General features: G+C 71.3%; 12 protein-coding genes. 11 read left to right on the top strand and 1 reads right to left on the bottom strand.

Annotated elements, in window-relative coordinates; all coding sequences use genetic code 11:
* From AB0K15_RS44355 to AB0K15_RS44405, 11 genes are all read left to right on the top strand, one after another.
* Nucleotides 1-1182 (top strand): acyl-CoA dehydrogenase family protein, encoded by a 1182-nt coding sequence (locus tag AB0K15_RS44355; RefSeq protein ID WP_364066257.1) that lies wholly within the window; start codon nt 1-3, stop codon nt 1180-1182.
* Nucleotides 1179-3338, top strand: coding sequence for an acetate--CoA ligase family protein (locus tag AB0K15_RS44360; protein ID WP_364066260.1), 2160 nt, complete (start codon nt 1179-1181; stop codon nt 3336-3338). Before AB0K15_RS44355 ends, AB0K15_RS44360 begins: the two co-directional genes overlap by 4 nt.
* A complete protein-coding gene (locus tag AB0K15_RS44365; RefSeq protein WP_364066270.1) occupies nt 3331-4098 on the top strand; it encodes a class II aldolase/adducin family protein in 768 nt (255 codons plus the stop codon). The genes AB0K15_RS44360 and AB0K15_RS44365 overlap by 8 nt, the downstream gene beginning before the upstream one ends.
* Nucleotides 4099-4162: 64 nt before the next feature.
* The gene (locus AB0K15_RS44370; protein WP_364066279.1) at nt 4163-5086 is read left to right on the top strand and encodes a hypothetical protein; all 924 of its coding nucleotides are present in this window, start codon (nt 4163-4165) and stop codon (nt 5084-5086) included.
* Nucleotides 5083-5739, top strand: a complete 657-nt coding sequence (locus AB0K15_RS44375; protein WP_364066286.1) for a 4-carboxy-4-hydroxy-2-oxoadipate aldolase/oxaloacetate decarboxylase — start codon at nt 5083-5085, stop codon at nt 5737-5739. The genes AB0K15_RS44370 and AB0K15_RS44375 overlap by 4 nt, the downstream gene beginning before the upstream one ends.
* Nucleotides 5732-6391 carry an RraA family protein gene (locus tag AB0K15_RS44380; RefSeq protein WP_364066294.1) on the top strand — a complete coding sequence of 220 codons (660 nt, stop codon included), beginning with the start codon at nt 5732-5734 and terminating at the stop codon, nt 6389-6391. Before AB0K15_RS44375 ends, AB0K15_RS44380 begins: the two co-directional genes overlap by 8 nt.
* Nucleotides 6388-6990, top strand: coding sequence for a hypothetical protein (locus AB0K15_RS44385; protein ID WP_364066301.1), 603 nt, complete (start codon nt 6388-6390; stop codon nt 6988-6990). The genes AB0K15_RS44380 and AB0K15_RS44385 overlap by 4 nt, the downstream gene beginning before the upstream one ends.
* Nucleotides 6987-8099 carry a Gfo/Idh/MocA family oxidoreductase gene (locus AB0K15_RS44390; RefSeq protein ID WP_364066305.1) on the top strand — a complete coding sequence of 371 codons (1113 nt, stop codon included), beginning with the start codon at nt 6987-6989 and terminating at the stop codon, nt 8097-8099. Before AB0K15_RS44385 ends, AB0K15_RS44390 begins: the two co-directional genes overlap by 4 nt.
* Before the next feature lie 10 nt (nt 8100-8109).
* On the top strand, nt 8110-9114 hold the full coding sequence (locus AB0K15_RS44395) for an amidohydrolase family protein (RefSeq protein WP_364066313.1): 1005 nt from the start codon (nt 8110-8112) through the stop codon (nt 9112-9114).
* Nucleotides 9115-9276: 162 nt separating this feature from the next.
* Nucleotides 9277-10071 (top strand): FCD domain-containing protein, encoded by a 795-nt coding sequence (locus AB0K15_RS44400; protein ID WP_364066322.1) that lies wholly within the window; start codon nt 9277-9279, stop codon nt 10069-10071.
* A gap of 288 nt (nt 10072-10359) precedes the next feature.
* Nucleotides 10360-11313, top strand: a complete 954-nt coding sequence (locus AB0K15_RS44405; RefSeq protein ID WP_364066330.1) for a PDR/VanB family oxidoreductase — start codon at nt 10360-10362, stop codon at nt 11311-11313.
* Between the two features lie 42 nt (nt 11314-11355).
* On the opposite strand, the gene AB0K15_RS44410 is transcribed toward AB0K15_RS44405, so the two are convergent.
* Complete coding sequence (locus tag AB0K15_RS44410) at nt 11356-12282, bottom strand: SDR family NAD(P)-dependent oxidoreductase (protein WP_364066337.1); 927 nt, start codon at nt 12280-12282, stop codon at nt 11356-11358.
* Between the last annotated feature and the right edge of the window lie 145 nt (nt 12283-12427).

The raw sequence follows: 12427 nt of genomic DNA on the forward strand, positions 1-12427 counted from the left end.
ATGACCTCCGAACTTCTCCGAGCGGCACAAGGCAACGCGGAACGCGACGCGATCGTCGGCCTGGCTCGCGACTTCGCGCGGGAACGCGTCGCGCCACGGGTGCGGGAGTACGACGCGGCGGAAAAGCTGCCCGACGATCTTCTGCGGGAAATGGCCGAACTCGGCTTCTTCGGTGGTGTGGTGCCTCTCGAGTGGGGCGGGCTGGGGCTCGACCACGTGACGTTCGCCCGGGTCATCGAGGAGGTCTCCCGGGTGGATCACTGCCTGGGGGTGCTGATGAGCATGCCCTCGGCGCTGGTCGGCTCGGGCTTGCTGGAATTCGGCACGGTCGAACAGAAACGGCAGTGGCTCGTGCCGCTGGCCGAGGGCCGGCTCTTCGGCGGAGCCGGGGTGACCGAGCCGCGATCGGGCAGCGACGTCGCCGGCACCCAGACCCGGTACGTCCGCTCCGGCGACGGCGGGTTCGTGCTGACCGGCGCGAAAGCCTGGATCACCAACCTCGACCGGGCTTCGTTCTTCGTCACCTTCGCCACGCGGGACCCGGCGCTCGGGCGGCGCGGGCTCTCGGCGTTCATCGTGCCCGCCGACGCGCCCGGGGTGGTCAAGAACCCGGTGCACAACAAGCTGGGGTTCCGCCCGCTGTGCAGCGGTGACCTCGTGTTCGACGAGGTCGCGCTTCCCCCGGAAGCTCTGCTGGGTGCCGAGGGAGAGGGGTTCGCGGTCGCCATGAACGCAGTCGAGCGGGGCCGGCTCTCGGTGGCTTCGCGCGCGGTCGGCCTGGCTCAGTCCTGTTTGGACGCCTCCGTGCGGTACGCCCGGGACCGCATCGTGTTCGGGAAGCCGATCGGTGATTTCCAGATGGTGCAGCAGAAGATCGCGAACATGGCCGTGTCGGTCCGCGCGGCCCGGCTGCTGACCGAGCAGTGCGCGCTGGCCATGCAGCGGGGCGAGCGGGCGCGGGTCGAGGCGAGCATGGCCAAGATGTACGCCAGTGACGTCGCGCAGGCGGCGGCGACCGATGCCGTGCAGATCCACGGTGCGTATGGGGTTTCCGAGGAGTACGGCGTCGCGCGCGCCTACCGCGACGCCAAGGTCTTCCAGATCGTCGAAGGCGCGAACGACATCCACCGGGTGCTGATCGCCCGCGACGCGCTGGGCACGGCGCGGGAGCCGCGGAGATGACCGCGCAGACGACGGGCATCACCGCGGACACGGACGCGGTTCTCGCCGGTGTCCGCGCCGAGGTCCGCCGGCGCCGGCCGGGTGGTGTCGGCGAAGGCTCGGCCCGGGAACTGCTCGCACCGCTCGGGCTGCCGTTCGTTTCCGCCGAGGAGGTGGACTCGGCCGACGAGGCCGTGGCCGCGGCACGACGCAGCGGTTTCCCGGTCGTGCTCAAAGCGGTCTCGGACGCCGTGCTGCACAAGTCCGACGCCGGCCTGGTCGAGCTGGACCTCGGCACGGCCGAGGCGGTCCGCGAAGCGCACGGCCGGCTCGTCGGCCGGATCGCGGCGACCGGCGCGGCCGATGCTCGCGTGGTGGTGCAGCCGATGGTGGGTGCTGGCACGGATCTCATCCTCGGCTGGGTCCGCGATCCGGCGTTCGGCCCGGTGTTCGTCGCCGGCCTGGGCGGGGTCACTGTCGAGCTGTTCCGCGATGTCGCCCGCCGGATCGCTCCGGTCACGGCCGCAGAAGCACACGGCCTGCTCCGGTCGCTCACGTGCTGGCCGCTGCTGGCCGGCTTTCGCGGCGCTCCGGCCGTGGACACCGCGGAGTTCTGCGCGCTGGTGGCCCGGGTGAGCGCGCTGGCGCTGGCTGTGCCGGAACTGGCCGAACTGGACCTCAACCCGGTGCGGATCTCGGCCGACGGCCGGTGCACCGTGCTCGACGCGCGTGCGGTGATCGAGCAGTCCGCCGAAGTGGCTTCGCGGCGGAGCGGGTTCGACCTCGGCGCGCTGGTCCGGCCGGGGTGCGTCGCCGTGGTGGGTGCCTCGCGCGACGCGAGCCGACCCGGCGGGCGGGTCCTGGCCGCACTGCGGGAGCACGGTTTCGCGGGACACCTGCACCCGGTCAACCCGGCCGGTGGCGAGATCGCCGGGTTGCCCGCCGTCTCGTCGCTGGCCGAGCTGGGCCACGTGCCCGATCTGGTGTGCGTGGCGCTGCGGGCCGAGGCGAGTGTCGAAGCCGTCGGCGAATGCGTCCGGTCAGGCGTACCGGCGGTCATCGTGTACGCGTCCGGGTTCGGCGAAGCCGGTGCGGCGGGAAAAGCGCTCGACACGCGCCTGCTCGCCGAGGTCGCCGGATCCGGCACGATCGTCTGCGGTCCCAACACGATCGGCGTCGTGAGCTCGCACCACCGGATGGCGGCGACGTTCAGCCAGGCGGTGCACGGGCTGCCGCTGCGCGTTTCGGGGACGTGCCTCGTCGCCCAGAGCGGCGCCGTGGCGGGGAGCCTCGTGTCGCGCGAGCTCGCCGACGGCTACGGCATCGGCGACTGGGTGACCGTGGGCAATCAGTTGCAGCTCGACGTGGCCGACTACCTCGAGTACTACGCCGGCCTCGAGACGACGCGGTCCGTCGCGGTGTTCCTGGAAGGCGTGCCCGACGGGCGGCGCTTCCGCCGGGCGCTGGCAGCGGCGCGCGAACGCGGCGTGCCGGTCGCGGTCTTCAAAACGGGGGTGACGGAGGCCGGAAGCCGTGCCGTGTCGTCGCATTCGGGCGCGCTCGCCGGCAGCGGAGAGGCCTACCGCGCGGTGCTCGCTCAGGAGGGTGCGGTCCAGGTCGCGGAGATGACGAACCTGCTCGAAATCGCCTGGACGCTCGGGCACACCCCGAGACCGGCCGGTCGCCGGGTCGCCGTGGTCACCACCTCGGGTGGCGCGGGCAGCGCGACCGCCGACCTGGTGGAAGGGGCGGCGCTGGTCCCGGCCGTGTTCGGGGAGCGGACCCGGTCGCGGCTCGCCGAGGTCCTGCCGGGGTTCGCGAACGTGGACAACCCGTTGGACGTCACGGCCGAGGGCGCGTTCGCCGAAGGAGTGGTGCGCCGCGTCGTGGAACTCGTGGCCGCCGACGACGGTGTCGATCTCGTCTGCGTCGTGCTCACGAGCATCACGGGCCCGGACGCCGTACGAGTTGCCCGCCAGATAGCCGAGGCGGCCGACGGCGGCGGGAAACCGGTGCTCGTGTCCTGGCTCGTCGCGCGCTCGCTGGCCGAGGACGGCATGTCCGTGCTCGCCGAACGGGGCCTGCGCGTGTTCACCGAACCGGCCCGGATGGTGGCGGCCGCGGCCGCGCTCGCTTCGTGTCCGGCGTCAACCCACCCGAGGAGTGCGTGTGCCTGATTCCCCTGTTGTCGAAGAACTTCGCGCGCTCGTCGCGCTGTCGTGCCGGATCCTCGCGTGGACGGGCTGCGTCCGGGAGATCACCGGGCACGTCAGCGTCCGGGTGCCCGGCACCGACCAGGTCCTGGTGCGCTGCCGGCCGCGGCCGGATCCGGGCGTGCGGTTCACGATCGTCGACGACGTGCACCTCGTCGGGCTCGACTCCACCGGCGACGAACTGCCGGACGGCTACGCGCTGCCGGGGGAGTGGGCGATCCACACGGAGCTCTACCGGGACCGCCCGGACGTCGGCGCGGTGGTGCACGGGCACCCGGAGGCCTCCCTGAAGTGCGGGATCCTCGGGCTGCCCCTGGAACCGGTGATCGGCGCCTACGACCCCGGGGCGATGGAACTGGCGGTGCGAGGAGTGCCGACGTACCCGCGGGCGGTGCTCATCAGTGACCGGACTCTCGGCACCGAACTGGCCGCGGCCATGAGCGGATCCGACGCGTGCCTGCTGTCCGGGCACGGCGTGGTCGCCGTCGGCGAAGACGTCCAGCAGGCGACCGTCCGGGCGATCAAACTCGAAACCCTGGCCGAGCTGACCCTGAGCCTGCACTCGATCCCCGGCGCCACACCGAAACTGCTCAGCGTCGACGACATCGCCGCCGTGTCGGGTTTCGTCGACAGCCGCAAGGCCGCGCGCACGTACGCGCACTGGACGTGGGACTTCTACCGCCATTCACTCGGCGCCGCCGCCGACGTCACCCGACGCGATTGACCCGAAGAAGGAGACAGATGTGGCTCAGGTAGTGGGGGGCGCTGCGGTATCGCACAGCCCGCAGTTGTCCATCGACCCAGGCGGTTGGCGCGCGCACGGCGATCTCGAACTGCCGCGGCTTCCGGCGCTGGGGCTGACACCCAGCCGCCGCACGGAGGACGAGCTCGAGATCGAACTCGATCCGGTGGTGCTCGAGGACCGGTACAAGGCCTGCCAGCGGGCACTCGAGCGCACCCGCGACGTCCTGCTCGGGCTGCGGCCGGACATCCTGCTCGTGATCGGCGACGACCAGCGAGAGCTGTTCCACGACGACATCATGCCGCTGGTCTCGGTCTTCCGCGGCGAGTCGCTCGAGGACCGACCGCCGGGGTCGGCCGTTTATCCGTCCACCATGGAATCGGCGTACCGGTACTACCACGCCGAAGACGTGGACGTTTACGACACGAGCGCGGAGCTCGGCCTGCACCTGGTGGAGCGACTCGTGGAATCGGGGTTCGACGTCGCGCAGTTCTCGGAACAGCCGCGAGACCGGACGCTCGGGCACGCGTTCACCTTCGTGTACCGCCGGCTGCTGGAAGGGCTGCCGCGGCTGCCGCTCGTGCCGGTCTTCCTCAACACCTACTACCCCCCGAACCAGCCGACTCCGGCCCGTTGCGTCCAGTTCGGCCGGGCGCTGCGCGCGGCGATCGAAACCTGGCCGGTGAACCGGCGGGTCGCGCTCGTCGCGTCGGGCGGGCTGACTCACCCGATCATCGACGAGAAGCTCGACCGCCGGTTGCTGGACGCGCTCGAAACCCACGATGCCGAGGCGCTGGCGAGCCTGCCGGCCGACGGCCTGCGGGAGGGCAGTTCCGAGATCCGCAACTGGATCGCGGTCGGCGCCGCCCTGCCCGACGCGCGCGCCACGGTGGTCGACTACATCCCGGCCTACCGGTCGACGGCGGGCACCGGGTGCGGAATGGGCTTCTTCACCTGGACTGTGTCATGACTTCCGTGCGCGACAGGTTGCTCGGGCTGGACACGTGCGCGGTGTCCGACGCGCTCGACGCCCTCGGCCGGCCCGGAGCGGTGGCCGGCGTTCTGCCCGTGTGGGAAGGCTCGCGGCTCGCGGGCCGGGTCGTGACGATGCGGACGGTGCCGGCCGACGGACGGGTGAGCCGCAGCCACCTGGGCACGACGGCGATCGAACGGGCCGGCGAAGGCGAGATCGTGGTCGTCGAGCAGGCGGCCGGCCCGCCGTACCCCTCGGCGACGTGGGGCGGGCTGCTCGCCAAGGCCGCCGCGCTGAAGAGGCTCGGTGGGATCGTCGTCGACGGGGCTTGCCGGGACGTGGACGAAATCCGCGAGCTGGGACTGCCCGTCTCCGCCCGCGAAGCGATCCCGTTCACCGCAAGGGGCCGGATCGTCGAGGACGCGGTGGGCGTCCCCGTGGTGATCGGCGGTGTGACCGTCCACGAAGGGGACTACGTGCTCGCGGACGGCAGCGGTGCCGTGTTCGTTCGTGCCGAAGACGTGGGCGCCGTGCTCACGGTTGCCGAACGGTTGGCGGCCCGCGAATCGCTGATGGCCGCGGACCTGCGCGCCGGCCGGCTTCCGTCGGAGGTGCTCGGGAAGGACTACGAGGAGATGCTCGATGAGTGACGATTGGCTCGAGCGGGTTCGCCCGCTGGGCACGGCGGGGTTGTCCGACGCGCTCGACAAGCTCGGCCTGCCAGGCGCGGTGCCCGGGATCGTGCCCTTCGACCCGGCGTTCACGGTGTGCGGCCGGGTGTTCACCGGACAGTACGAGCCCGTCGACGGGCTCGGCGGCACAGTCGGCGACTACATCGACGACGTGGCACCGGGGGAGATCGTGGTGCTGAGCAACGACGGGCGGCTCGACTGCACAGTGTGGGGCGACATCCTCACCGCGGTCGCCGCCGCACGGGGCATCGGGGGCACGGTGATCGAAGGGGTCTGCCGGGACGTGGCGGACAGCCTCGCCATCGGGTACCCGGTGTTCGCGCGTGGCCGCAGCATGCAGACGGGCAAGGACCGGGTCCGGCTTGCCGGCACCGGCCGGCCGGTCCGGCTGGGTTCGGTGCTCGTGCACCCCGGCGACGTGATCCGGGGCGACGCGGACGGCGTCGTGGTGCTCGCCGCGGAGCAGGTGGAACGAGTCCTGGACGTCGCCGAGGCGATCGAGGACGCCGAAGGCCGGATCCGGGCCGCTGTGGCGGAAGGCGAACGACTCGACCGGGCGCGGGCCCGGATGGGTTACCACGCCCTCCAGACCAGGGCGGGTGCCCGATGACCGTTTCCACCACCGGCCTCGGTGAGTTCGGCACCGCGACGCTTCACGAGTCGGGTGCCACTCCGCTGCCGCCTCAGCTGAGGCCGCTCGACCCGGCGTGGCGGGTCGCGGGGTGCGCCTTCACCGTCCGGCTCACCCCGGGCAACAACATCTGGCTGCATCGAGCGCTCTACGCCGCCGCGCCCGGCGACGTGCTGGTCGTCTCGACGGGCGGTGCTCCCGAATTCGGCTACTGGGGCGACATCCTCACCGCCGCGGCGATGCACCGCCGGCTCGGTGGTCTCGTGCTCGACGGCTGCGTCCGCGACTCGGCGGAGCTGCTGCGGCTGGGGTTCCCGATCTTCGCCCGCGGACTGTGCGTGCGCGGCACGGGGAAGGACGCGACGGGCGGCGATCTCGACATCGATATCACCCTCAGCTCGGCTGTGGTCCGCCCCGGCGATCTGGTCGTCGGTGACGCCGACGGCGTGGTTGTGCTCGCTCGGGAGCACGCCACGGCGGTGGGCTTGCGGGCCGAACAGCGGGACCGGAAGGAAGCCGCCGTCCGGGAACGGATCGCCGCCGGCGAGTCGACGCTCGAGATCTTCGGGTTCCGATGAGCGCGCGCGGGCTCGGCATCGTCGGCTGGGGCGCCGCGGGAAGGCTGATGGCCGAGGCCGTCTCCCGGACCTCGCGGTTCCACCTCGCTGGTGTCGCGGACGCAGACCCGGCGACGAGGGAGCGCGCGGCCCAGGAAACCGGCCGTCCCGCATACGCGAACGCCGAAGCGCTGGCGGCGGCCGAAGACGTGGAGATCGTGTACGTGGCGACGCCCACGGCTTCGCACGTGTCGGACATCCGCGCCGCGGCTGAGCACGGCCGACACGTCATCTCGGAGAAGCCGCTCGCTGCGACGTTCGAGGACGCTCGGCGAGCGGTCGAGTCGACCGAGCGGGCCGGCGTCTCGCTCCTCGTGGGCGCGACCCACAGCTACAACGCGCCCGTCGAGATCCTGCGCGGCGTCGTCGAGAGCGGGCGGCTGGGCGAGTTGGTGTCGGTGTCGTCGGTCTGCCACACCGACTGGCGCCTGCGCTCCCGCTCCGTCGTCGACCTGGACGCGTCGCTCGGCAACGGGGTGGTCCTGCGCCAGGGGGCGCACCAGATCGATGTCCTGCGCTACGTGTGCGGCGGCCTCGCGGAGACGGTGACCGGCACAACGTTCGGCGGGTCCGGCGGCCGGGAGCTCGGTTTCACCGCGCAGCTCGCGTTCGCCGGCGGCGCCCAGGCGAGCGCGTACTACTCCGGCGCGGGCGGCTTCGACAGCCGCTTGCTCACCGGGGGCGTCGGGGAGCTCGGCACTCTCGATGTGGTGCCGACCCCCGAGCTCGCGAGGTTCTTCCCCCCACCGTCGAGCGGGCCGGTGTCGCCGGTGTTCGGGACGCTCGTCGCCACCTTCACCGCCGGCGGTGCCTGGGTCGCTCCGAGCGGGGTGCTTCTGGTGACGCCCGAGAGGGTCTTCGAAGAAGCCGTCGGCGGGCGGCTTTCGGGTTGGGACGCCGTGCTGTGCGAGGCGGACGCCGTCCTCGCGGGCCGGCCCGCGGTCCACTCCGGACGGTGGGGGCTGGCGACACTCGAGGCGTCCCTGGCGGTCCACGAGTCCGACCGGGCCGGACGGCGCGTCGAGCTGGTCCATCAAGTCGGCGTCGGCCGGCCATCGCAGCAGTCATGAGGAGAGAGAAATGATCATCGATGCGCACGCGCACCTGAATGCGCCGCCGGAACTCTACGCGTACCAGGCCGCTCTCATGTCTTCGCGAGGTGCCCACGGGCGGGGGAGCGCCGGGGTCGGCGACGCCGCGTTGAAGGAGTGGGGTGAGCGCACGCTCGCCACGATGGACGGCGTGGGCACGGACGTGCAGCTGATCTCGCCTCGGCCGTTCCATTGCGGGCACACGATGCGCCCGGAGAAGGTCGTGCACTGGTGGACGAGCGCGGTCAACGACGTGATCGCGCGCCAGGTCGCGCTGTTCCCCGGCCGCCTCGCCGGCGTCGCCGGGCTGCCGCAGGCGTATGGGCAGCGCTCGGAGGACTGGGTCGCGGCGCTGGACGATGCGGTGACCAGGCTCGGCATGGTGGGCTGCGTTCTCAACCCGGACCCCTCGGAAGGCACCGGGCAGGTGCCGACACTCGGTGATCCGTTCTGGTACCCGCTGTACGAAAAGCTCGTGGAACTCGACGTGCCGGCGCTGATCCACTCGGGCAGCTGCCTCAACGACCGCGAGACCTACAGCGAGCACTTCGTGACCGAAGAGAGCATCGCGATCCTGACCCTGCTGAACTCCGAGGTGTTCCTCCGCTATCCGACGCTCAAGATCGTGGTGGCCCACGGCGGCGGATCCGTGCCATACCAGATCGGCCGGTGGCGAGCCGCCCGCGCCCATCCCAAGCTGCGGGAAGGCCACGTGCTCAAGGACGAGACGTTCGACGACAGCCTGCGCCGGCTGTGGTTCGACACAGTGCTGCACAACCCGGCTTCCCTCGAGTTGCTCATCAAGACGGTCGGGCCGGAACGCTGCCTCTTCGGCACCGAACGGCCGGGGAGCGGCACCGCCCCCGATCCCGTGACCGGGCACGACTTCGACGACATCCGGCCGGTGGTCGAAGGCTTCGGCTTCCTCGACGACACCCAGAAGGCGGCGATCCTGGGCGGCAACGCACGGTCGTTGTTCCGTCTGCCACTCTGACACCGGTCCTGCCCCGCGATGACGGGGACACCTCCGCCCTCGGCACCCCGCCGAGGGCGGAGGTCGGGGTCCGGCGCGGCTACCGCTCCATCACTGTCGGTAGTCTATTATCATTACCCTCTAGTGCACGCCGTTGTCCGGCCGATGAGGGGTGGGTCCACCGTGGTTGCTGGCTCTCCGGACGACGAGACGACAGCACCTCGGGCCCCGCGCCGCCGGCCGGACACCCGTCGCCCCCAGAAGGTGTCGCTGGCGATCGCCCAGCAGATCGTCGACGACATCACCGACGACAAGCTCGCGCCCGGCACGAAACTCGCCACCGAGCGCGACATGATGGCGCGCTTCGAAACCGGCCGCGGAACGCTGCGTGAGGCCCTGCGGTTCCTGGAGATGAACGGCGCGATCAGGGTGAAGGCCGGCCCGCAGGGCGGCCCGATCGTCTCCGAGCCCGACGCGCACGACCTCGCCGGCGTGCTGGGCCTGTTCCTCCAGGTGAAGGCGATGCCGTTCAAAGCGCTCGTCTCCGCCCGTGAGGTGCTCGAGCCGGAAGTCGCCGCGCTGGCTGCCGAGGCGAAGGACGAAGAGCTTTTCGCGGACATCGCCGATTCGATCGCGGGGATGCGTGAGCACCTCGGCGACGAACAGAACTTCCTGGCGGAGAACGACCGCTTCCACGCCGCCGTCGCCGCCGCGGCGGGCAACGAGCTGTTCGCCCTGCTCATCACCTCGCTGCACTTGATCACCGACGGCATGCCGCTGGGCGTGAGCTACCCGCCGGCGCGCCGTGAATCCGTGCTGCAGGCGCACGAGGCGGTGTACGAGGCCATCAGCACCGGAGATGCCGAAGGCGCCCGCTGGGCGATGCGCCGGCACATGCGGGAGTTCCGCCGGTACGTTGCCGAAAAGTTCCCGATGGTCTACGAGCGACCGGTGCGCTGGCGCGACATCGCGCCGTGAACCCGGGTCTCCCGCGCGCCGCCCGATCTCGTTTTCCGTTCGGCCAGGCTGACTGAACCCGTCGGCGGACACACGCCCTCGAATCCGGGGGGGGGGGGGGCTTTGTCACGCGCTCGTGGTGCTCGGCCGCGTTGTGTCCGTTTCCGTTGAATCAGCCTGCGCTCCTATATATGCTATTCATAGGAGCAACGGAGGAGAGGCGGTCCCGATGAGCGCAGTGCAGGCCGAAGTAGCCCGGCCGGCTTGGCGGCGATCGTGACACCGGTCGGCGACGAATTCACGGTTCGGGTGACCGGAAGCCGGTGGGAAGCCGCGAACGTGGTGTCCCTGCGGCTCGAGCGTCCGGACGGTGGTGGGTTGCCGTCGTGGGAACCGGGAGCGCACGTCGAGCTCACCTTGCCGTCCGGGCGGATCCGCCAGTACTCCCTGTGCGGACCGCGGGACGACCCGCACGGCTACACGATCGCGGTGCTGCGCGAGCCGTCCAGCCGAGGCGGGTCCGCGGAGATCCACGACACCGGGCTGGTCGGCCGGGAGCTGCAAATCCGCGGGCCACGCAACAACTTCTCGCTCCGGCCGGCGGGATCGTACGTGCTCGTCGCCGGGGGGATCGGGATCACGCCGATCTTGAGCATGGCTCGCGAGCTGGCTGCGCGCGGCGCGGACTGGCGCCTGCACTACGGCGGCCGGTCGCTGGAGTCCATGTCCTTCCTGCCGGCCCTCGACGCGCTGGCGTGCGCGGTCGGAGCGCCGGCGGAAGTCCGGGCCGAAGACGAATCGGGAATGCTGCCGATCACGGAGATCGTCTCGACCGCGCCGGCCGGTGCGGCGATCTACGCGTGCGGACCCGGCGGACTGTTGGACGCGCTGAAGTCGGCCGCCGCTTCCTGTCGCCCGGATCTCGAAGTCCACTTCGAACTGTTCACGGCGCCGGTTCCGGGTGAGGGCGGGGAAACCGAGGCGAGCCGCCACGAGCAGCCGTTCACCGTCGTGCTCGCGCAGACCGGTGAAACCGTGCGGGTGACCGACGGCACGACGATCCTCGGGGCCGTGCGCGACGTCGTGCCTGAAGTCCCGTACTCGTGCGAGGAGGGCTTCTGCGGTACGTGTGTCACCAAGGTGATCGGCGGGTCCCCGGTGCATCGGGACACGGTCCTGAGTGCCGAGGACCACGCGGCCGGCGCCACGATGACGATCTGCGTCGGCAGTTGCTCCTCGGCGGAACTGGTTCTGGACCTGTGACGAGGGGGTGCGCGGTGCCCCGCCGGGGGCACCGCGCCCGCGTCACAGCAGGTGCGGCGCCTTGCTGCCGTCGGCCAGGACCGTGCGGGGGAGCAGGTCGACGAGCTCGGCGAGGGGCCACGGGCCCGTTGTCTCGTCGCGAAACACCGTGCGCATCTCGACCGGGTGGCTGTACACCCCGATCTTGCCGCCGCCCGCGCGGAACACCCGCCCGGTGACGTCCGCGGCCGCGTCCGTCGCCAGGTAGACGACGACGGGCGCGACGAGTTCCGGTGCGGACCGGTCCTCTTTGGCTTTCAGCCGGCGTTCGCTCATCAGCCCTTCGGCGACGAGGGCCGCGTCTCGGGTCGCGGCGTCGGCGGTCATCCGCGTCGAGGCGAACGGTGCGACGGCGTTGACCGTGATGCCGTCGTTCTGCAGTTCGAACGCCAGCTCGTAGGTGAGGCTGGCGACCCCGCCCTTGGACGTTGCGTACTCGGCGTTGCCGATCGGCGCGGCCCACTGGTTGGACACGGTGTTGACGATGCGGCCACCACCCGTGCGGCGCAGGACCGGGATCGCGTGCCGGCACATCGCGAACGTGCCTTTCAGGTTCACGGCGACGGTGACGTCGAAGTCGGCCTCCGTCGCCTCTTCGATCTTGTGCTGGCGAACGATTCCGGCATTGTTCACGACGATGTCGAGCCGTGCGAAGCGGTCGACGGCAGTGGCCACCACCCGGGCGGCGCCCGCCCAGTCGGCGACCGATTCGTGGCTGGCGAAGGCTTCCCCGCCGCGGTGGCGGATCTCGTCGGCCACCTCGTCCGCCGGGCTCGCCGAGCGGCCGGTGCCGTCCGGGTCGACGCCGACGTCGTTCACCACGACCTTGGCGCCGGCAGCGGCGAGAGCCAGCGCTTCCGCTCGGCCGATGCCGCGACCGGCGCCCGTGACGATCGCAACCCGCCCGGCCAAGGGCTTTTCACCCGACATGGTTTCCTCCTCGTGTCCGGCCCTCGCCCCGATCCGGGCACTTGGGCTGTTTGCCCCGTGAACGGGTGCACGTGTGAGCTACAATCATTAGCATAGTTATCCGGCAGTGCCGGGTGCGCAAGCAGAGGGGTGGATGCCGTGACAG

Source organism: Amycolatopsis sp. NPDC049253 (assembly GCF_040678995.1).
Lineage (GTDB): Bacteria > Actinomycetota > Actinomycetes > Mycobacteriales > Pseudonocardiaceae > Amycolatopsis.